This is a genomic window from Flavobacterium hydatis, assembly GCF_000737695.1.
In the GTDB taxonomy this organism is placed as follows: Bacteria; Bacteroidota; Bacteroidia; order Flavobacteriales; family Flavobacteriaceae; genus Flavobacterium; species Flavobacterium hydatis.
Genome location: NZ_JPRM01000027.1, coordinates 1 through 21,741, shown reverse-complemented (window position 1 = coordinate 21,741; position 21,741 = coordinate 1). Strand labels below are relative to the sequence as shown.

General features: G+C 35.1%; 23 protein-coding genes and 2 tRNA genes. 15 read left to right on the top strand and 10 right to left on the bottom strand.

Annotation, left to right across the window (positions count from 1 at the left end):
- Window position 1: 1 nt before the first annotated feature.
- From IW20_RS16375 to IW20_RS16305, 15 genes are all read left to right on the top strand, one after another.
- Entirely contained in the window at window positions 2–319 is a 318-nt protein-coding gene (locus IW20_RS16375) for a DUF4133 domain-containing protein (RefSeq protein WP_035624986.1), read from the top strand.
- A gap of 39 nt (window positions 320–358) precedes the next feature.
- Window positions 359–2,827 (top strand): TraG family conjugative transposon ATPase, encoded by a 2,469-nt coding sequence (locus tag IW20_RS16370; protein ID WP_035624984.1) that lies wholly within the window; start codon window positions 359–361, stop codon window positions 2,825–2,827.
- A gap of 10 nt (window positions 2,828–2,837) precedes the next feature.
- The gene (locus tag IW20_RS16365) at window positions 2,838–3,527 is read left to right on the top strand and encodes a hypothetical protein (protein WP_035624664.1); all 690 of its coding nucleotides are present in this window, start codon (window positions 2,838–2,840) and stop codon (window positions 3,525–3,527) included.
- A gap of 14 nt (window positions 3,528–3,541) precedes the next feature.
- Window positions 3,542–4,171: a hypothetical protein gene (locus IW20_RS16360; RefSeq protein WP_035624662.1), complete on the top strand. Its 630-nt coding sequence runs from the start codon at window positions 3,542–3,544 to the stop codon at window positions 4,169–4,171.
- Complete coding sequence (locus IW20_RS16355) at window positions 4,168–4,803, top strand: hypothetical protein (RefSeq protein ID WP_035624659.1); 636 nt, start codon at window positions 4,168–4,170, stop codon at window positions 4,801–4,803. The genes IW20_RS16360 and IW20_RS16355 overlap by 4 nt, the downstream gene beginning before the upstream one ends.
- Window positions 4,804–4,815: 12 nt before the next feature.
- Window positions 4,816–6,012: a conjugative transposon protein TraJ gene (gene traJ / locus IW20_RS16350; RefSeq protein WP_035624656.1), complete on the top strand. Its 1,197-nt coding sequence runs from the start codon at window positions 4,816–4,818 to the stop codon at window positions 6,010–6,012.
- Window positions 6,013–6,030: 18 nt separating this feature from the next.
- Window positions 6,031–6,651, top strand: a complete 621-nt coding sequence (gene traK / locus IW20_RS16345) for a conjugative transposon protein TraK (protein ID WP_035624653.1) — start codon at window positions 6,031–6,033, stop codon at window positions 6,649–6,651.
- A gap of 229 nt (window positions 6,652–6,880) precedes the next feature.
- On the top strand, window positions 6,881–7,144 hold the full coding sequence (locus tag IW20_RS26125; RefSeq protein ID WP_123869407.1) for a hypothetical protein: 264 nt from the start codon (window positions 6,881–6,883) through the stop codon (window positions 7,142–7,144).
- 46 nt (window positions 7,145–7,190) lie between these two features.
- Window positions 7,191–8,459 carry a conjugative transposon protein TraM gene (gene traM / locus IW20_RS16335; protein WP_316930707.1) on the top strand — a complete coding sequence of 423 codons (1,269 nt, stop codon included), beginning with the start codon at window positions 7,191–7,193 and terminating at the stop codon, window positions 8,457–8,459.
- A gap of 18 nt (window positions 8,460–8,477) precedes the next feature.
- Complete coding sequence (traN, locus tag IW20_RS16330; RefSeq protein WP_035624644.1) at window positions 8,478–9,323, top strand: conjugative transposon protein TraN; 846 nt, start codon at window positions 8,478–8,480, stop codon at window positions 9,321–9,323.
- Between the two features lie 27 nt (window positions 9,324–9,350).
- The gene (locus tag IW20_RS16325; RefSeq protein ID WP_035624641.1) at window positions 9,351–10,154 is read left to right on the top strand and encodes a hypothetical protein; all 804 of its coding nucleotides are present in this window, start codon (window positions 9,351–9,353) and stop codon (window positions 10,152–10,154) included.
- 24 nt (window positions 10,155–10,178) lie between these two features.
- Entirely contained in the window at window positions 10,179–11,234 is a 1,056-nt protein-coding gene (locus tag IW20_RS16320) for a hypothetical protein (RefSeq protein ID WP_035624638.1), read from the top strand.
- Between the two features lie 13 nt (window positions 11,235–11,247).
- The gene (locus IW20_RS16315; RefSeq protein WP_035624635.1) at window positions 11,248–11,565 is read left to right on the top strand and encodes a hypothetical protein; all 318 of its coding nucleotides are present in this window, start codon (window positions 11,248–11,250) and stop codon (window positions 11,563–11,565) included.
- A gap of 7 nt (window positions 11,566–11,572) precedes the next feature.
- The gene (locus tag IW20_RS16310; protein WP_035624632.1) at window positions 11,573–12,001 is read left to right on the top strand and encodes a hypothetical protein; all 429 of its coding nucleotides are present in this window, start codon (window positions 11,573–11,575) and stop codon (window positions 11,999–12,001) included.
- Window positions 12,002–12,035: 34 nt separating this feature from the next.
- On the top strand, window positions 12,036–12,317 hold the full coding sequence (locus IW20_RS16305; RefSeq protein ID WP_035624629.1) for a helix-turn-helix domain-containing protein: 282 nt from the start codon (window positions 12,036–12,038) through the stop codon (window positions 12,315–12,317).
- A 109-nt stretch (window positions 12,318–12,426) separates the two neighbouring features.
- Here the strand turns inward: IW20_RS16305 and IW20_RS16300 are convergent, their stop codons facing one another.
- From IW20_RS16300 to tpx, 10 genes are all read right to left on the bottom strand, one after another.
- Entirely contained in the window at window positions 12,427–13,647 is a 1,221-nt protein-coding gene (locus IW20_RS16300) for a site-specific integrase (RefSeq protein ID WP_035624628.1), read from the bottom strand.
- A gap of 260 nt (window positions 13,648–13,907) precedes the next feature.
- A tRNA-Ser gene (locus tag IW20_RS16295) sits at window positions 13,908–13,995 on the bottom strand.
- Window positions 13,996–14,169: 174 nt separating this feature from the next.
- Window positions 14,170–14,257: transfer RNA gene (locus IW20_RS16290), tRNA-Ser, on the bottom strand.
- 161 nt (window positions 14,258–14,418) lie between these two features.
- Window positions 14,419–14,808: an acyl-CoA thioesterase gene (locus IW20_RS16285; RefSeq protein ID WP_035624625.1), complete on the bottom strand. Its 390-nt coding sequence runs from the start codon at window positions 14,806–14,808 to the stop codon at window positions 14,419–14,421.
- Window positions 14,809–14,813: 5 nt separating this feature from the next.
- Window positions 14,814–15,947 carry a 3,4-dihydroxy-2-butanone-4-phosphate synthase gene (gene ribB / locus IW20_RS16280; RefSeq protein WP_035624622.1) on the bottom strand — a complete coding sequence of 378 codons (1,134 nt, stop codon included), beginning with the start codon at window positions 15,945–15,947 and terminating at the stop codon, window positions 14,814–14,816.
- Window positions 15,948–15,949: 2 nt separating this feature from the next.
- Complete coding sequence (locus tag IW20_RS16275; RefSeq protein WP_035624619.1) at window positions 15,950–17,401, bottom strand: LptF/LptG family permease; 1,452 nt, start codon at window positions 17,399–17,401, stop codon at window positions 15,950–15,952.
- 7 nt (window positions 17,402–17,408) lie between these two features.
- Window positions 17,409–18,098 carry a LolA family protein gene (locus IW20_RS16270; protein ID WP_035624616.1) on the bottom strand — a complete coding sequence of 230 codons (690 nt, stop codon included), beginning with the start codon at window positions 18,096–18,098 and terminating at the stop codon, window positions 17,409–17,411.
- 7 nt (window positions 18,099–18,105) lie between these two features.
- Complete coding sequence (locus IW20_RS16265) at window positions 18,106–20,553, bottom strand: DNA translocase FtsK (protein WP_035624614.1); 2,448 nt, start codon at window positions 20,551–20,553, stop codon at window positions 18,106–18,108.
- Between the two features lie 22 nt (window positions 20,554–20,575).
- On the bottom strand, window positions 20,576–20,956 hold the full coding sequence (locus tag IW20_RS16260; protein ID WP_035624611.1) for a diacylglycerol kinase: 381 nt from the start codon (window positions 20,954–20,956) through the stop codon (window positions 20,576–20,578).
- A gap of 11 nt (window positions 20,957–20,967) precedes the next feature.
- Window positions 20,968–21,465 (bottom strand): thiol peroxidase, encoded by a 498-nt coding sequence (tpx, locus tag IW20_RS16255; protein WP_035624607.1) that lies wholly within the window; start codon window positions 21,463–21,465, stop codon window positions 20,968–20,970.
- Between the last annotated feature and the right edge of the window lie 276 nt (window positions 21,466–21,741).

Sequence of the window (21,741 nt, the reverse complement as noted above, 5' to 3'; positions counted from 1 at the left end):
TATGTCAAATAGTGTATATCAGATTAATAAAGGAATTAACCAGAGTATTGAATTTCGTGGACTTAAAGCACAATACATATGGTATCTGGGTGGCGGTGTTATTGTTCTTATGATTCTTTTTGCGGGAATGTATATAGCGGGATTACCCTCATTTGTCTGCATAGGAATTATCGGGATATCAGGTACGCTATTGGTTTTGAAAATCTATAAAATGAGTCACAAATATGGGGAGTTTGGTATGATGAAGTCGCTTGCAAAACGGCAGGTACCAAAGGCTGTAAAATCTCAAAGCAGAAAAGTATTTATGATGCAGAAATGAAACTTGCTCAAATGAAATGAATGGTAAATAAAGAGGATGATGGAAAAGATGATAGATGATATTTTACCGATTATGGATGTAGAGCACGATTGCATCCTGTCCAAACAAGGAGATGTGACAGTCGTATTCAAAGCAGAACTGCCAGAGATATTTACGTTGTCGGATCAGGAATATGAGGCATTCCATCAGACATGGCTTAAGGCTATAAAGTTGCTTCCGAAATTTAGTGTGTTTCACAAACAAGACTGGTTTATAGATAGTAAGTTTGAACCGGATTTTAGTAATGAAGACAATAGTTTTCTTACCCGAAGCAGCGAACGTTTTTTTAACGAGCGTCCATTTTTGGATCATTCGTGTTACCTATTCCTTACTAAGAAACCATTGGGGAGAAAAACGTCAAGCTCCTTATTTTCTAATTTACTTCGCACTACAATAGTGCCTGAAGAAACTATGAAAGAGCAACTGCGTCAGGAATTCATTGATAGTACCGGACAGTTCCGACGCATATTGGAAGATAGCGGCTTTGTGAAATTAACTCGTCTTAAAGATGATGAACTCAGAAGCCATAACAGGAAGATTGGTCTTATCGAACGGTATTGCTTTTTGTCTGAAAAGCAAAACTCCTTTGTTTTTAAAGACATTGCTTTCAATGATGGTTTACAGGTTGGAGATAAACATTGCCAGATATATACTCTGGGAGATGCTGCCGACTTACCTGCTCTGTGTGGTTCGAGAATTAACTATGATCGTTATTCTACGGATAAGACCAAATTTAGTATTGGATTTGCTTCAACACTGGGTCAATTACTTTCCTGCAACCACATTTACAATCAGTATATCTTCATTGAAGATTTTCAAAAGACCTTGCAAAAACTGGAAAGTAAAAGACTACGATTACAGTCCTTGTCCGCATACAGCAGAGAGAATCTTATCGCTCGTGATGCCACTAATGATTTTTTGAATGAAGCGTTTAGTCAGCAGCGTTTACCAGTAAAAGCACATTTTAATGTTTTAGTATGGACTCAGGATAAAGAAGAGCTAAAAGATCTGAAGAATAAAGTTTCTTCTGCATTGGCTCAGATGGATGCTGCCGCTAAACAAGAAACCGTAGGTGCTGCACAGATTTTCTGGGCAGGTATTCCCGGAAACTCAGCAGACTTTCCTATGAACGATACCTTCGACACATTCGCAGAACAAGCGACCTGTTTCCTGAATATGGAAACTGGTTATCGTTCTTCACTTAGTCCAATTGGTATTCGATTAGGGGACCGCTTAACAGGAAAACCGGTTCATGTAGATATTAGTGACGAGCCTGTAAAAATAGGTATTTGCACTAACCGTAATAAGTTCATATTGGGTCCTTCGGGAAGCGGAAAGTCCTTTTTTACCAATCATATGGTTAGAAGTTATTATGAACAGGGAACTCATGTTGTTCTGGTCGATGTGGGACACAGTTACAAAGGATTATGTGATATGGTAGGTGGCTATTATTTTACCTATGATGAAAAGAACCCAATCCGGTTTAATCCTTTCTATATCAGTGATGGGGATACGTTGGACACTGAAAAAAAAGAAAGTATCAAAACACTATTGCTGGCTTTATGGAAGAAAGACAACGAAACATTCAATAGAAGTGAATACGTAGCACTGTCCAATGCATTGCAATTGTACTATGAAAAGCTGGATAGTGATTCCAATTTATTTCCATGCTTCAATACTTTTTATGATTTCCTGAAGGATGATTTTGTAAAAATCCTGCAGGGTGATAACGTAAAAGAAAAGGATTTTGATGTGAATAATTTTCTATATGTACTACGACCATATTATCAGGGAGGTGAATTTGACTACCTGCTTAATGCTACCGAAAATCTCGATTTATTAAAAGAACGTTTTATTGTTTTTGAGTTAGATAACATTAAGGATCATCCGATACTCTTTCCTGTAGTAACCATTATCATCATGGAAGTATTCATAAGCAAAATGCGCAAGTTAAAAGGCATTCGAAAAATGATTCTAATTGAAGAAGCCTGGAAAGCAATTGCCAAGGAAGGTATGGCCGAATACATAAAGTATTTGTTCAAGACTGTGCGTAAATTCTTTGGTGAAGCCATTGTAGTCACTCAGGAAGTAGAAGATATTATTTCGTCACCTGTAGTAAAACAGGCTATCATCAATAATAGCGACTGCAAGATATTACTGGATCAAAGTAAGTACCAAAATAAGTTTGAGCAAATTCAGGAACTACTCGGACTTACTGAAAAAGAAAAAGCTCTTGTCCTTTCAGTGAACAAGGCAAATGATCCCGATAGAAAGTATAAGGAAGTATTTATCTCTTTAGGTGGAATGCTTTCTAAAGTTTATCGTACTGAAGTATCCCTTGAAGAATACTTAGCCTACACTACTGAGGAAACCGAAAAAGTAAAAGTGCAGGCATACGCCAAAAAATTTGATGGAGACATTAGAAAAGGTATTGTAGCACTGGCAATAGATATGAGAAATGGAATTTAAATGAAACATTATGAAAACAAAGAGTAAGATTTTGGTATGCCTGCTTTGCCTGTTGCTGGTAGGCACACCTGCAAGACCAGCGGAAACGGTTGCTGCCTTACCCATTATTGGTGCAATAAAGACAGCCATCAAAAAAGCAATTAAGGCGATTGACCTTCGGATTCAGCGTTTACAGAACAAAACAATCTGGCTACAGAATGCACAGAAAAAATTGGAAACCGTCTTGTCCAAACTGAAACTCGATGAGATTTCCGATTGGACACAAAAACAAAAAGACTTATACAAGAATTATTATGATGAACTGATAAAGGTCAAATCCATCATTACCTATTACCAGCGTATTAGAGATATTAGTGAGAAACAGGTTCGTTTGGTAGCTGAGTATGAAAGAGCCTGGGACTTGTTTCAAAAGGATGCTCATTTCAATGCCTCTGAACTGGATTATATGCAGAGGGTCTATTCCGGCATATTGAATGAAAGTTTAAAAAATATAGATCAGATTTTTTTAGTGCTTGATTCTTTTACCACGCAAATGAGTGATGCTAAGAGATTGGAAATTATAAATAATGCTGCGGATCAGATTGACACCAACTACGATGACCTCATGCAATTCAACAGACAAAATGTATTGCTGAGTATCCAGAGAGCCAAAACACAACGTGATGTAAATGCGGTTAAGAAATTTTACGGGATACCGTAATAAAACTATAAAAGATGAAAAAGATATTTTTATTGCTGCTTTTTGCAGCAGTTGCAATAGGAAACCTGTATGCGCAGGCAAGTCAACAAAAAGTAATGTTTCAACAAATTGCAGCTCTTAAAATGTACATAGGCTATGCACAAAAGGGCTATTCGGTGGCAAAAAAAGGGCTAAATGCTATCGGGGACTTCAAACGAGGAGAATTTAATCTTCATGCCGATTATTTTACTTCGTTGGCTCATGTTAACCCAAAAATTAAAAAGTACACTAGAGTTGCAGAAATTATAGCACTTCAGGTAAAAATCCTGAAAGGTTATAATCGGATTTATGAGCAGGTCCAACAGGATGATTTGTTTCATGGAGATGAAGTCGATTATATAAAAAGAGTATTTGAACGCCTGATAGAAAACTGCGATGACAACATGGACGATCTTTTGACCATTATAACCGATGGAGACCTTGAAATGAAAGACGATGAGCGAATCAAACGCATCGACGGGATCTACCAAAATATGCTAGAGAATCTATCTTTTTGTGAAGGATTTAGCAATCAAACAAGGGTGCTGACTATATCAAGAATGAAGGAATTAAATGATGTAAAAACCAGCCGCTCATTAGGCGGTTTTAAAACTGTTTTACCATGAAAAAGTTAGTTATTACCGGAATTGTATTTGTTGTTTTTTTGTTCCCGCTTCGAGCCACTGCGCAAATGCAGGAAATGCAACAACTTATCCTGAACATAGAAAAACTGGCTCAATTCAGACAGATCCTTAAGGATATGAAAAAAGGTTATGAAATGCTAACTGGTGGTTACAACACGGTGAAAGATTTATCTCAGGGAAATTTTAACCTTCATGAAACATTTCTTGATGCGCTCATGCAGGTAAGTCCAACGGTACGGAATTACAAGCGTGTTGGTGATATCGTTAATTATCAGGTGATTTTGGTAAAGGAATATAAAACAGCATTTGAACGCTTCAGAAACAGTGGCAATTTCAATCCGGATGAGATTGCCTACCTCGAAAAAGTCTATGCCAATCTATTTAAACAAAGTCTTAGGAATATTGACGAACTCACCACAGTGATTACCGCTAATAAAATGCGCATGTCAGATGATGAACGATTGGCTTCAATTGATAAAATTTATACGGATATGCAGGATAAATTATTGTTTTTAAGAAACTTCAACAATACTACTTCAGTCCTGGCTATACAGCGAGCAAAGGAACGTAATGATGTAAATGCAATGCGTCACATCTACAAAGCAAATAACTAAAAAGATACTGATATGAAAACGATAAAAAAGGGGGCAATACTTGCCATCCTAGGATTTGCATTGCCCTTTACGAGCCACGCACAGGGAATGGCAGATGATATGAATAGTCTTCATAGTGTCCTGGAACAATTATATGATGAGATGATGCCTTTATGTAGTAATCTTCTGGGAGTTGGACAGGGAATTGCTGGGTTTGGAGCTATCTGGTATATCGCATCCAGGGTTTGGAGACATATTGCCAGTGCAGAACCCATAGACTTTTACCCACTGTTTCGTCCTTTTGTGATTGGATTTTGCATTATGATTTTTCCTTCTGTATTGTATATGATTAATGGCGTTATGAAACCTACCGTCACAGCGACAGCGGCAATGGTTGAAGGATCAAACAAAGCCATTGAAGTATTGCTTAAGGAGAAAGAAGATGCAATCAAGACTAGTAAAACCTGGCAAATGTATGTAGGTGCAACCGGAAGTGGAGATCAGGATAAATGGTATAAATATACCAATGACAATGCAGATCCGAATGATCAGGGAATGTTGGAGGGTATTGGAAACGATATCAAATTTGCTATGTCCAAAGCTTCTTACAACTTTCGAAATTCTGTAAAGGAGTGGATGAGCGAGATATTACGAGTTTTATTTGAAGCTGCTTCGCTTTGTATTGATACCCTTCGAACTTTTCAATTGGTAGTACTTTCTATTCTTGGGCCACTCGTCTTTGGTATTGCTGTTTTTGATGGTTTTCAGCATACCCTTACGGTCTGGTTGGCACGTTACATTAATATCTACTTATGGCTTCCTGTTGCCAATATATTCGGCAGTATCATTGGAAAAATTCAAGAAAACATGCTAAAAATTGACATCGCTCAGGTTGATGAATATGGTGATACCTTCTTTTCCAGTACTGATATTGCCTATTTAGTATTTATGATTATTGGGATTGTGGGCTATTTTACCGTTCCCTCTGTTGCTAACTATATTGTTCATGCCGGCGGTGGCGGCGCACTCGGTCAAAAAGTGACCAGCATTTTCAGTAATTCAACAACGTCCGCGGTTAATACAGCGTCACAAGGCGCAGGCATGGCTGTCGATGCGATGGGTAATGCCGCAGGACGCATGTCTCAAAGTATGTCAGGTTCTGGTAATTCTGCTCCTTATTTTAAGGATAAAGACAGCTATATGGGCGATAAGTTAAAAGGCAATTCTTAATCCCTAAATACAAGTATCATGTTTAGCAAAATGAAAAATATTGACACTGCTTTTCGACATGTTCGAGGCTTTACGATGCTGATCATTGCAGGCTGCATTATAATTTGTTGTTTTTCACTTTATAAAAGTTTCAGTTTAGTATCACAAATGCAGGACAAAGTATACATACTGGCTAATGGAAAAGCACTTGAAGCCTATGCTTCTGATCGAAAAGATAATATCCCTATCGAGGCACGAGATCATGTAAAGACCTTTCACCAATTCTTCTTTACCCTTGATCCTGATGATAAAGTAATTAAAAGTAACGTTACCAAGGCACTTTATTTGGCGGACGAAAGTGCCAAACGAATCTATGATGATCTTAAAGAAAATGGCTATTACTCTGGTATCATATCTGGAAACATCAGTCAGACGATACAGATTGATAGTGTGACTATTGATATCAATACTTATCCATACGGATTCCGATGTTATGCTTCTCAGAAAATTATTCGCACTACAAGCATTGCACATCGAAACCTGATAACCGAAGGTAATCTTCGCAATGTATCGCGAAGCGACAACAATCCTCACGGTTTTTTAATAGAGCGATGGAATACTATTGAGAACCGAGATTTAAGTACGGAAAACAGAAAATAATAAATTACGGATTATGAAATTCACCTTTAAAAGAAATAGCAAAAAGAATCCTATTACAGAAGCTAATAAAAGTAGCCTGTGGCAACGATTTGATGAAGCAAATCTTAGACTGCAACATAAGTGTGCTGATTGGCTCGAGCGCAAGACCTCACATTTTTCACGGCTGAACTGGATTATAACCCTGTTTTGTTTTACAATTGGCACAGGTGCTTGTAGCATTTACTTAATTGTGAGTAGTATCAGTGGCACTGCTATTAAAAATATCTCGATAACACCAATTAGTAAGCCTGCTAATACAGTATCATTCGAGCATGAAACTATGAAGATAAATCCAGTAATCAGTACAATCGAATTTGAAAATATTATTCTCTTCCGCAAGCATATGGATAGTCTGGGGCGTAGTCCGACAGGAAAAAAGACCTACGATAGTATAGTCAGAGTTCGTCCCGGACTTTTGGACAGTCTCCAACAGGTAGAGCATTATTATAAATAACAATTAAAAATATAATATCATGGAACAAAAAACAAAATCACTAAAAGTGTTGAAACAGCGTAAAATGCTATTGGTATTGCCATTATTAATATTGCCTTTTATAACTACTATGTTTTGGGCATTGGGCGGCGGAAAAATGGATGCGGCTAATTTAGCTACACCACAACAAAAAGGTTTTAATATAAAACTTCCTAATGCCAATCTTAAAGAAGGTATTGCTCTGGATAAAATGAACTATTACGATCAGGCTGCTCTAGATTCTGCGAAACTTGATGAACTCATAAAAAAAGATCCCAACTATTTAAGTCGATCTTTTCCCATTGATTCTGCTCAGGATGGTAATGAATCCAACTACAAAAAAAATCGAACCGGTTTGAATACATCTGTGTATCATGACTCGAACGAACAAAAAGTACATCAAAAATTGGAAGCATTACAAAAAGCAATAAATGCACCTGTTACACCACCAACACAAAACAGAGATTTAAATAGGTATGCAAAATCAAGTGAATCTTCAATGCATTCCAGTGATGTAGACCGATTAGAACAGATGATGCAATCCATGAATAGCCAAACCAGCGATCAGGATCCTGAAATGCAACAACTCAGTGGAATGCTCGAAAGCATACTGGATATCCAGCATCCCGACAGGGTTCAGGAAAAATTAAGGAAAGCTTCAGAACAGCAGCGGGGTCAGGTATTTGCAATTGCCACTAAAACCAAAGAAGATAATATTTCTTCATTGCAAAATACCCCAGCAAAAACGGCAACTTTCGGTGGAAAAGCTACACACAATGGATTTTATTCCTTTGATCAAGCCGAAACTATTGATCACGTACAAAATGCGGTTGAAGCTGTCATTCACCAAACACAGACCGTTGTCAATGGTGCTACAATTAAATTACGTCTTGTCAATGATATTTTTATCAATGGTGTACAGATCCCAAAAGATAACTTCCTTTTTGGCACCGCATCTCTAAAAGGAGAAAGACTGGCAATTAAAATCAATAGTATTAGGTACAACAACTCACTTTTTCCAGTTGATTTATCTGTTTACGACATGGATGGACTCTCTGGAATTTATATACCAGGTGCTATCAATCGTGATGTTGCCAAAGCATCCGCTGACCGCTCCATGCAAACACTGGGTGTTGCCTCACTAGATGATTCCTGGGGATCTCAAGCTGCTGGTGCTGGTATTGAAGCTGCCAAAAGTCTTCTCAGTAAAAAAGTAAAATTGATTAAAGTAGTTGTAAAAGCTGGTTATCAGGTACTACTTCGTGACGAAAAACAGAAACAAAAAGATTCCAATTAAAAACTAAAAATTAATACTATGAAAAACTTTAATCTATGGATGATTGGGTATGTATTCCTTATCACTATTAGTGCATTTGCACAACAATCAACTAAAAATCGTCTTTCCAAGATTGAACCTGATTCACTTTTGATCGCCTATTCAAAAACTACCAACATCGTATTTCCTTTTGCAATTAAAAGCGTAGATAAGGGAAGTCAGGACATATTGGTTCAAAAAGCCAAAGGGCTTGAGAACATACTTCAGATCAAGGCTGCCCAAAGGGGATTTTTTCAAACCAACCTTACAGTGGTTACAGCCGACGGAAAACTCTATTCGTTTGTTTTGAATTATGATGAGCAGTCACCACAGTTGAATCTCACTTTAAATAAAAGTAAACCTAAAGAACAAGAAATTTACTTTTCTGAAGAGAATATCAATGATCAGGATGTTGAGGAATATTCCAAACTGGCTTACTATGATAAGAAAAAAGTATACGGTGAAAGAGAAAGTAAATACAACATCGCATTTGCACTCAATGGAATTTTTATTCGCGATGATGTTATGTATTACAGGATAAATGTAACGAACACTTCTAAAATCAATTACGACATTGATCAGCTTCGCTTCTATATTAGAGACACTAAAAAAGTCAAGAGAACCGCCTCACAGGAGATCGAAATTACGCCAATTTATGTTCTCAACAATGAACCAAAAATAGAGGGAGAAGCGGAAAATACATTTGTTTTTGCCTTGCCAAAATTTACTATTCCTGAGAAAAAATACCTTGCCATACAACTTATGGAAAAAAACGGTGGCAGGCATTTGGAACTTCATGTCAAAAATACAAAGCTGGTCAAGGTAACCGTATTGCCAAAATTGTAGACTATTAATCATTTAAAGAATGTAATCATGAACGAGAAAAATTTTGAATACTTAAAAGACCAAATTAAGTACACCGGTTTCGGTGAAGGATTGGAAAGCGAGTTAAAGGAAAAAATGCAAAAAGAAGAACCAAATTTCACTTTGAATTATACTGCTAAGTACGGTGATGATACTACTCAGGCGACATTAAATTTCAAGAAGTCGAACGAAAGTGATATGTATTTCTTTAATTCTTACAAAGTTGAGCTTCATAAAGAGAACTCGAAAGAGGCTTTAGAACAAACTTTTTATATCAATAAAGGGAACAACATCACTATGAAGGAAGCGTACAATCTTTTGGAAGGAAGAGCTGTAAATAAAGATCTTACCAACAAAGAAGGGGAAATATACAATTCTTGGTTGCAGCTCGATTTTAAACAGGCTGATACCAATGGAAACTTTAAATTGAACCAATACCATCAGAATTATGGTTATGATCTTGAAGCAACATTAGGTAAGCATTCTATCAAAGAACTGGAAAATCCAAAGTACAAAGAAGACCTAATGGATTCTATGAAAAAAGGAAATCTCCAATCCGCAACATTTTTGAAAGATGGTAACGAAATCAAACAATACATCGAAGCCAGTCCACAATTCAAGACTATCAATGTGTATGATACAAACATGAATCGTATCAATAATCGCCATGCTAAAGAGGAAAAACAATCTGAAGGTGAAGAAGTTTCCGTAAAACAAAATAACAGAAAACAAAGTCAAAGCACGGATGATGACGGACCTGAAGTACCTAAGGAAGCAAAGAAAAAAAGGAAAAGCCAATCCAGTTCCATTTAGTAGCTAATAAATAAATTCTTAGTGATGAAAGATCAAATTCCTAATAACAGAGTGGAGATGGAATTAAGCCAATGGCGCTCAAGGGAGGAACGTTTCAGTAAACTTTTTAATTTCAGTCTTTCAAAAAATAGAGCACTACTTAAAGAAAAGTTATATCACTACGAACGTATTGCTACAAAATATAAGGGAACCAATAATATTGAAGAACGGATCGCTTTACAGCTTCTAAGGCAGGAAAGAAACAAGATTCTAAAACAACTTTATCCGAACTTATTAGTGCGCCTTATTCGTAAGCTGATCATTGCGCCACTCATAAATCAAATTGCAGTGCGCAAAGATGCAAAAGAAGAGGAACAAAATAACCAAGCGCTGCATGAACAGGTGCAGCGTATTGGTTTCACTAATCTCTCAAGTGCAATTGATCAAAACGTGCGACAGGGATACCCGGAGTTCAGCATACCTGTTTCGCACTACGTTAATGAAAAAGAAAGGCTTAATCATGAGTTGTCTTTTAGAAAAGATGAATCTGGAAAGTATCAATTTGAAGGCTATAAGACTACTTTACAAAATGAATTAAAACCCAATGAAAACAGACAACAGTTCTTTAAAATGCAAGAAGGAAATTCTGTTACTACAACACAGGCTTATAATTTACTTGCCGGGAGAGCCATTCAGAAAGAAGGAACCTGGATTCAGTTGGATCTTAATGACAAGGATTCCTCTGGCAGCCACCGTATCAAAGAATTTCACTCAGGATACGGATATAATCTTCAAAAAGCAATAGAGCAGTTACCTGGGCAGGAACTTTTGAATAAAGCGGAATCAGATAAATTACTGGATAATTTAAAACAAGGAAACAGGCAATGCGTGACCTTAACAAAAAACGGAAACGAACATCGGTTTTATATTGAAGCCAATCCGCAATTTAAATCTGTAAATATTTATGATAAGAATTCCAAAAAGATTACGCTTTCAAGTGCTTTAGGAAACAATACAATGGAAAGCGTAAAGCAACTGCAAAAGACAAATGAAACTCAACAAGAAAATCATTCCAAACGTACTGGTATGCACATAAGCTAAAAATTCTGCTCCAATGGAAACTTTAAAACCCTTATCCGATTTCTTTGAAGCCATAAAAAAAGATGAGCGAATTAGTATCGTCCATATTGGTATGTATGCTGCTCTTCTTCAATTTAGGGTTGGCAAAGGTTTTATTAATCCCATTTTGGTGTACAGATCTGAAATTATAGCTATTGCTAAAATCTACTCTCCAAAGACGTATCATAAATGTATGCGACAATTAAATGAGTACGGCTATATCAGGTATGAGCCAACCCATAATAAATACAAGAGAAGTAAAGTGTTTTTTCTTTCTCCTGAAGCTGAGCTAGGTGTAAAATTACAAAAGTGACAATACTATGAAAAAATTCACATTTGAAGAGCTTCCCGATGCTGTTGCCGACTTGTACGGAAAAATGGAGGGAATGGAACGGTTCTTAGATAACAGTTCCAACAAAAAGGGCTTATCATTCAATCATTTAACAAAAGAAAAATGTTGTACTTACTTAAACAAAAGTGATTTGGCACAACTTTTCTATATTCTCATGGATGAAAAAATTTTCTTTTTTGATTACCATAGTCAAAAGCGCAACAGAAATAAAATTCAGGTTTTTATAGAAGATAATTTTACATATGCTGGAGATGGCGGACTTCAAACCGACATCGATACGATAAGTAAACAGTTTTCTGAAGCAAAAGGTTTTACCTATAAAGACAAACAGATCCGATTCCTTGAAAATATAATCTGTACACTTCAAAAACGTCGAGAGAAACTAATTTGTTGGTAGTCTGCATCATTTCATAAACTAAAAACTATCGCTTATGTCTAAAGAAACAAAAACTTCCTATATCGTAGCAATTAAGCAATTACTGGATCCCTTATATGCCAGACTGGAAAAAATAGATGCTAAAATTAAAGGAAACGATACGAAGCAGACCTTACGATATTACAGAAATGAAGATCTAAAAAAAATCTTTGGATTGTCAAACAATACTATTGTTAAGTACCGGCAAACAGGGATACTCCCCTATACCAAAATGGGTGATATCTTCTTATATGAAGCCAGTAAAATAGAAAAGATCCTGAATGAGAATCGGCATTAAGAATAAGTAACCTGTGATGATACATAAAGGCACAGCAAAAAGGCAAGTAATTCATAACTGAATAACTTGCCTTTTGTATTAAATAGGTTCATGTAACCTTCCTTACCAATTAACTATACTTCTGTTTTAATTTGGACATATCTTCCATCACGTTTACATCCAAAACCTTAGCATAATGCTGCGTCTGCTTAATATTTGTATGTCCCATCATTGCAGAAACATTCTCTATCCTGACTCCGTTTCCTAATGTTACTGTTGTTGCAAATGTGTGTCTGGCTACATACCAGGTAAGATGTTTATCTATGTCACAAAGGTCAGCTATCTCTTTAAGATAGGCATTCATCTTCTGATTTGATATTTGTGGTATTAATCCAATTTGCAGATTTCGGTATTTATTAATAATTGTTTGGGTGGGGGCAAGAACAGGAACATTTGCACGAATTGTAGTTTTTGCTCTATTGGTTATGATCCAAAGATTCCCATAACTATCTTCCGATATGTTATTTGAGGTAAGATTTGCAGCATCTACCGGAGCATACCCTGTATAACAACTAAACAGAAAAACATCTTTAACTCGCTCTAGTCGTTTAATTGAGAAATTTTTACTTTCAATTCGATCTAATTCTTCCTGAGTAAGAAATATAGCGTCAGTCACATATATTTTACCATCATAAACACTAAATGGATCTTTATCTATTAACCCCATTCTAACACTGTATTTACAGGCTGTCTTATACATTCTAATGTATTTGACTACAGAATTGTTTTGAATGCCTGTTTTGCCCTTAAAATGGCTATCGTATTTAAGAAATGATTCAAGATTATAAACATAGGAATTGGTCACGTCATTTAAAGACATATCCGTCATTCCATACTGTTTCGTCATGAAGGACACCAGTAAATCTTTTGCACGCTCATATTTTTGATGTGATGCGATGGATCGTTCACCTGCATCGACCTTTCTTTGAAAGAACTCATTGTGTCTTTCCATGATTTCTACTATGCTAATGTCGTTCACCTTTGTAGTGCTTTCTCCCTTAAATTCATCTTTAAGTAATTGCAACGAAAAATCGGAATCGATTTTAAGGAGTTCATTGAACTTCTTTTCCATATTTAGAAGAAACAAATCCAAGGCGTTTTTGATCACCTTTTCTTTTTCAAGTTTAAGGACACTTCTTAGGTTGTCCGTAAATTGCCACCTTTCTTTTAAGATTGATTTACCAACGGCCATTGTAGAGGATTGCTTCTTGAAGGAGATACGGGCATAAATAGGAGATTCCCCATTTTTATTGAATTTACCCGCTTTGAGATAAAAAATTACTTTTAACATAACTCACGATTTTAAATTAATATTCAAATTGATTTAAAAGCGCTGAAAGTTTGTAGTGTTTTCAGGGAATTCCCGAGGAATCCATTGTTTTTTAGTGACCCTTTTTTCACTTTTTTCGTAAAAAAAAAAGAGGGTCACCTATAGGGTCACCGTGCTTTGATAATATATGTGTTCTTTGACAAAGTACAAAAAACAAAAAAGCCTTTAAATACTAGTATTTAAAGGCTTTTGACTTTTAAAGTTTCTTTTGAAACTCTATATGGCGGAGAAAGAGGGATTCGAACCCCCGGACCTGTTACAGTCAACAGTTTTCAAGACTGCCGCATTCGACCGCTCTGCCATTTCTCCAGTATGTCGCTTTCGTTTTCTGATTGCGAGTGCAAATATAAGACGCTTTTTTGATTATTACTAATCAAATTTAAAAATAAAAGTAAATTAATTTTTCATCAGAATTTGGCTACCACAAAATAAAGAAAGCCATAAAAACAAAAAACCCGAAACTTTCGTTTCGGGTTTAAATACTGGCGGAGAAAGAGGGATTCGAACCCCCGGACCTGTTACAGTCAACAGTTTTCAAGACTGCCGCATTCGACCGCTCTGCCATTTCTCCAGTATGTCGCTTTCGTTTTCTGATTGCGAGTGCAAATATAAGACGCTTTTTCGGTTATCAAAACTTTTTTAAAGCTTTTTTGACGATTATTTTAAATTAATTTTCAACTATCTAATTATCAGTATTTATTTTTTTAAAATATTTTTGCGCTTATTTGCAAATTAGTCCATAATCGGGATTGGTTTTTTATTTTCATCAACTGCAACAAACGAAAAAGTCCCTGAAACTACCGTCTCACGAAGCTCCGAATACATTTGTTCCATGAAAATATCTACATGAATTTTACAACTTGTTCTCCCAACGCTATCAACTTTTGCAACTAATTCAATCAAAGTTCCTGCTGGAATTGCTTTTTTAAAGTCAATTTGTCCAGTTGAAATCGTAACAACTTTTTTTCGGCTGAATCTTGTCGCACATATAAAAGCAACTTCATCCATAAGATGAAGTGCAGTTCCTCCAAACAAAGTATCGTAATGATTCGTCGTACTCGGAAAAACAGCTTTAAAAATACGTGTTTCAGATTTTTCTATTCTTTCTTCAAATGTGTCCATATCTCTTAATAGCTTACGTATTCTGTTATTTCAAGTCCGTAACCTATCATACCAACACGTTTAGTTTGCTCAGTATTTGATACCAATCTAATTTTAGAAATATCAATATCATGCAAGATCTGTGCTCCTATTCCGTAATCTTTGCTATCAATAATTACTTTTGGTGCTTTCATCACACCTTGAGATTGTAAAGTTTTAAGCTCAGCAATACGGTTTAATAAATTTACAGCTTGCATATCTTGATTAATAAACAATACAGCACCTTTTCCGTTCTCATTAATCACCTTAAACATATCGTCCAGTTGTTGCTCTGGATTATTAGTTAACGTTCCTAATAAGTCATTATTTACCTGAGATGAATTAATTCTGGTAAGAATAGATTCGCCCAAACTCCACGTTCCTTTTGTTAAAGCAATATGAATTTGTTTATTAGTAGTTTGCTCGTATGCTCTTAAACGGAAAGTTCCGAAACGAGTCTCTATATCAAAATCTTCTTTTTTCACAATCAAACTATCGTGTTGCATTCTATAAGCAACCAAATCTTCGATAGAAACCAATTTTAAGTTGAATTTTTTAGCAACTTCTACAAGTTGAGGTAAACGAGACATAGTTCCGTCTTCATTTAAAATTTCACAAATTACACCTGCTGGTTTAAAACCTGCTAATCTTGCAAAATCAATAGCTGCTTCAGTATGTCCTGTTCTTCTTAAAACACCACCTTGTTTAGCTACCAAAGGAAAAATATGCCCAGGCCTTGCTAATTCATATGGTTTTGTATTAGGGTCTGTTAATGCAAATACTGTCAAAGATCTATCGGCAGCAGAAATTCCTGTAGTTACTCCATTACCTTTTAAATCTACCGAAACTGTAAAAGCAGTTTCCATATGATCTGTATTATTGGTAACCATTGGTTTTAAATCCAACTCCTTGCAACGGCTTTCTGTTAATGGCGCGCAGATTAATCCACGTCCGTGTGTTGCCATGAAATTAATCATTTCTGGTGTTACCTTTTCGGCAGCAGCAAGAAAATCACCTTCATTTTCGCGATCCTCATCATCTACTACAATGATTACTTCCCCCTGACGAATAGCTTCAATAGCCTCTTCAATGGTGTTGAGTTGTATTTTATTTGTTGACATAGTTAGGTTTTGTTTTGAGAAGGGATAAACTTCTCAGAGAGTTTTTTAAATAACTTGTTCAATGGAGCCAAAATAGTATCCATATTAATTAAACCAATATCGTTTGTAGCACGATAAGTTAACAAAACGGCTAATGGTGTAAGTATAAAAGTAGACATCCAAGCTCCCATAAAAGGAGTCAATCCATCTTCTTGTGAAATTCTTTTTCCAAAAGTATTGATAAAGTGAAAAGTAATAAATATCAAAACTGCAAAAACAATTGGCAATCCAAGTCCTCCTTTTCGGATAATCGCACCAAGTGGTGCACCAATAAAAAACATTAAGAAACAAGCAAAAGCAATTACAAATTTCTCATAAAGTGCTGTAAGGTGTCGGTTAATATTTCGTTGTTTTTCTTTTAGTTCGTTTTTAGTAGTGTCAATAGAATACATTGCACTAGTAAGATTGCTACTTGCCACTTTTAGTATTTCCGACTTTTTATCATTGGCATACAGTGATAAAATATCGTTTGGCAAAGCTTTTTTCTTTTTATCTAATTTGGCAGTTGGTATCCCTTTGGCAATACCTACTTTTTGATTGATATTTTCTGAGAAAGAAAGTATTTCGGTATCTAAATTTTTAGTTAATGAATCTAGCGTATAACGCAATTCACTAGCATTTAGCATTCCGTTTGTATTACCTATATCCTGATTATCATCTACCTTATTTAGTTCAGATAAATCGATATTGATAATTTGTTTTTTAAATGCACCTTTTATAAAAGGCATTTTGCTTCTATCTTCGTATTTCTTAGGTGTTACATCTTGGTAATAGTAACCATCATTAAGTACTAACTGAAGAATACTAGATTTATCATTACTTATTAATTCTCCCGTTTTAGATTTAATAACGGTTTTATTTTCACCGCTATTATTTGCTTTTTCATGTATGGTTACATCTGTAAGCTTATTTCCGTTTTTGCCTGATTTTTTATTTACCTTAATATTATAGAAACCAACATCACTAAATTGTCCTTCAGCTATAGCCATTGCAGGCTTAGCTTGAGCGATGCTTTTTCTAAAATTAATGAATTTATATTCAGCGTATGGAATTACATTGTTTGCAAAGAAAAAAGCGACAATACTTAAAAAACATATAAACACAATTAAACCTCTCATAGCTCGCTGAAGCGAAATACCCGAAGCTTTCATTGCTGCAAACTCATAGTTCTCTGCCAAATTACCGAATGTCATAATCGAAGCCAGCAAAACCGACAACGGTAATACCAACGGAATAATTCGAGGCATCGAGAACAATAAGAATTTAAGAACTAGAAATAAATCCAAATCTTTACCCGCCAACTCAGCTATAAATAGCCAAACTGTTTGAAGAATGAATATAAAGAATAGAATTACAAATACAGTAGTAAATGTAAGTAGAAACGTTTTTAGTAAGTATTTGTCTAATATTTTCAACCCGTAATTAATCTAGTTTATTGATGTAGTAATTTGGATATTTACTTTGCGCAAAGGTAAACTGATTTTTTGATAATGGCTGATTGGTTTTAAAAGAATTAACGGTTAATGTCGTTTTTGTTCCGTTCTTACCCATTTCGATTAAGTTATAAATATGCTTTGTTTGCACATCTATTCCCAAAAGAATCTCTTTACGTTGGTCTTTGGCGCTAGTTGGATTTAATTTTATGTATTGTATTTTTCTTCCTTTTACATTCTGAACAATATCCATTGCATATTTATATCCAGAATTAAAGAATGTCAACATCTTTGATGGCGTGATAGCATTATCATCTTTTTCGTTGACTTTAGAAATCGTAATCTCTTCGTCTTCAGGAACAATTGTATATGTTTTTTGTCCGTCGAATATTTTAGTAACACCCATAAAATTCAATACAAACTGATTTCCTTTTATAGTTACATTACCTTTGCTATCCTGATTAATGTTTTCTTTAGCATTATTCAAGGTATATTTAAAATCGATTACGATATTATCGTAACTTTTTACTTTTGCAGTTACTTGATCCAATAATTCTTTGGCTTTTTTATCTTGGGCCTGAACAGAAAAAGTGACAAGGAATAAAAAAACAATTTGAAAAACCTTTTTTGCAAGGCTGTTTACATTATTTTTTTTGAAGTTTTGAATCGTTGATTTCATGATTTAATTAGTTTTGTTCATTGTTAAAAAATTGATCAAGAGAACTTAAATCTAAAATATTTACACTTCTGGCTTTACTACCTTCAAATGGACCTACAATTCCTGCAGCTTCTAATTGATCTATCAATCGACCTGCGCGGTTGTAACCTAGTTTTAATTTTCTTTGTAATAATGAGGCCGAACCTTGTTGGGCATTCACGATTATCTCGGCAGCCTCTCTAAATAAAGTATCTCTTTCGGAAATATCCATATCAAGATTAATGCCAGTTTCTTCTCCTACAAACTCTGGGAGCAAATAAGCAGTAGAATATGCTTTTTGCGAACCTATAAAATCAGTAATTTTTTCTACCTCTGGTGTATCGATGAAAGCACATTGCACACGTACAACATCATTTCCGTTAGTATACAATAAATCTCCTCGTCCTATTAATTGATCTGCTCCTTGCGTATCAAGAATAGTTCGAGAATCGATTTTTGAGGTAACTCTAAAAGCTATTCTCGCAGGGAAATTCGCTTTTATCAAACCTGTAATTACATTTACAGAAGGTCTTTGAGTTGCGATTATTAAGTGTATACCAATAGCACGCGCCAATTGAGCCAAACGAGCAATAGGAACCTCAACTTCTTTTCCTGCTGTCATAATTAAATCGGCAAACTCATCGACTACCAAAATAATATAAGGTAAAAATCTATGTCCTGCTTCTGGATTTAATTTTCTAGCTTTAAATTTATCGTTGTATTCTTTGATATTTCTAACCATGGCATCTTTTAATAAAGAATAACGGTTATCCATTTCAACACAAAGTGAATTTAATGTATTTACAACTTTTGCATTATCGGTAATAATTGCATCTTCAGTATCTGGAAGTTTTGCCAGATAATGTCTTTCGATTTTATTAAATAATGTTAGCTCTACTTTTTTAGGATCCACCAAAACAAATTTTACTTCGGCTGGATGTTTCTTATATAATAACGAAGTAAGAACAGCATTTAATCCTACAGATTTTCCTTGTCCTGTAGCTCCCGCCATCAATAAGTGAGGCATCTTAGCTAAATCGACAACAAATGTTTCGTTAGAAATTGTTTTACCTAAAGCAATTGGTAATTCCATTTCAGCCTCTTGAAATTTAGCTGATCCAATAACGCTTTTCATCGAAACCATTGTTGGGTTCTTATTAGGAACCTCGATACCAATTGTTCCTTTTCCTGGAATTGGCGCAATAATACGAATTCCTAATGCCGATAATGACAATGCAATATCGTCTTCTAAGCTTTTAATTTTCGAAATTCTGATTCCGGCTTCTGGTACAATCTCATACAGTGTTACCGATGGACCTACCGTAGCTTTTATCTGTGCAATTTCGATTTTATAGTTTCGAAGTGTATCTACAATTCTATTTTTATTTTCTTCTAATTCTTCCTGATTGATTGTAATTCCTCCAGTAGAATATTCTTTTAATAAATCGATTGTAGGGAATTTATAATTAGATAAATCCAACGTAGGATCAAACATACCAAAATCAGCAACTAAACGCGATGCCAAATTTTCTTCGATTATATCTTCTTCTGGTGCTTGCTCAATTACAAAAGACTCATCATGCGAAACAACTGGCTCTTTTGTTGTAGATGCTACATCCATTTTTATAGGCTTTAAAACCGGATCCAAATTAATCTCAGACGAGTGAGCAATGGTTGGTTTTAAGGCTTCTTTATTAATTTCGAATTGAGAATCAGGAGTTTTTAAATGTATATTATCTAACTCTTCATTTTCATCAATCGCAAATTCTTCTAAATTATAAGCGCCTTTATCTGTATTTAATGAAGATGCAGCATTTAAATCTGAACGTAGTTCTTTTTTGGTATTATCAAAAAATGCTTGAATTTTATCTGGTGATATTTTTATTTTGAAAATTAAATAAATAATCAATCCAAAAAGTAAACTCAATAAAGTTCCTGTTTTACCTATATAATCTTGTAAAAATAAATTAAGCTCATACCCTATCGTTCCACCTAATTCTGGTGCCGAAGTGGCAAAAAAACCAAATAATACGGATATTATAATAATGACAAATAAATCCCAAAACCAAATGTTCTTGAGTTTTCTTAGCGAAAGCTCTAAAATCAAAAACATTCCCGTTAAGAAAAACAAACGAACAAATATAAATGATGCTAATCCGAATCCTTGGTAAACCAATAAATCAGCTAGAAAAGCACCAAATTTTCCGAGCCAGTTTTGCACAGGTTCGCTTCGATCAGTAATTGCAGTTAATGCACTCTGATCTGTTTGTCCGTATATATAAAAGGAAATAAAAGCAACCAATAATGCAACTGAAAATAATACCAAAAGGCATCCCAAGACAATTTTTTGCTGCTTGGTCATTTTCCGAGGCTCAACTGCCTCAGATTTGGATTTATTTTTATTGTCTACAGTTTCTTTTTTTGTTGTTTTTGCCATTCTTATTTTGGGTACTAACCGCTTAAATATTTTGTATATATGGTATATATATTGTTAATCCGATTGCTATTGCTGTTATTGCTGCAAAAAATACTGCACCTGCAGCAATATCTTTAATAAAACCTATTCTTTCGTGATAATTAGGATGAATAAAATCGGCTACTTTTTCTACAGCCGTATTCAATCCTTCTACACTTAATACTAAACCGATGGCTAATATTTGAAAAAGCCATTCGGTACTAGTTATATGAAAATAAAACCCTGCAATTGTCATTATAATTCCTAATGAAAATTGCACCATTACGCTATGCTCTGTACTTATAAGCTTTGCAGCTCCTTTATAGGCATAGGTAACGCTTTTTAATCTTCCTTTAAAAAAAGTATTATCTTTTTTAAATTCCATCCTTTAGGATTTTATAGTGCAGCTAATGCAGCTTCGTAATTAGGCTCGTTTGCAATTTCTGCAACTTGTTCTGTATGTGTTACTTTTCCATTTTCATCAACAACAATAATCGCTCTTGAATGTAAACCTGTTAACGGTCCGTCTACGATTTCTAATCCATTTGCTTTACCAAAAGCTCCTTCTTGAAAATCTGATAAATTAACTACATTCTCTAATCCTTCGGCACCACAAAAACGTTTTTGAGCAAATGGTAAATCTCTAGAAATACATAAAACTGTTGTGTTCTCAAGATTACTTGCATTCTCATTAAACTTTCTAACTGAAGTTGCACAAGTTCCTGTATCGATACTTGGGAATATATTTAAAACTAATTTTTTACCTGCAAAATTGCTCAATGAAGCAACTGAAAGGTCATTTTGTACTAATTTAAAATCAGCTAGTTGCGAACCTACTTTTGGTAATTCACCAGATGTATGAACTGGATTTCCTCCTAATGTTATTGATGCCATGTTGTTTGTTTTTTTATGAGGTTCAAAAGTAAGGATTAAAATTTGAATCTAAAAGAATTTGTTATCGGTTTAGAGATTGTTTACTAGGACACATTCGTCATTGCGAGGTACGAAGCAATCTCATTTAATCTGTTCGTTTCAATGTTCTACAAAGTTTACTTTTTATTAGTGTGGCTACTTTGTTCTTCGCAATGACTTTGCTTGTCTAGAGCTTTAAAACTTTGCTGATTTTGATTGCGGATTAAGATTGTGGAGACGCACTGCGGTGCGTCTCTA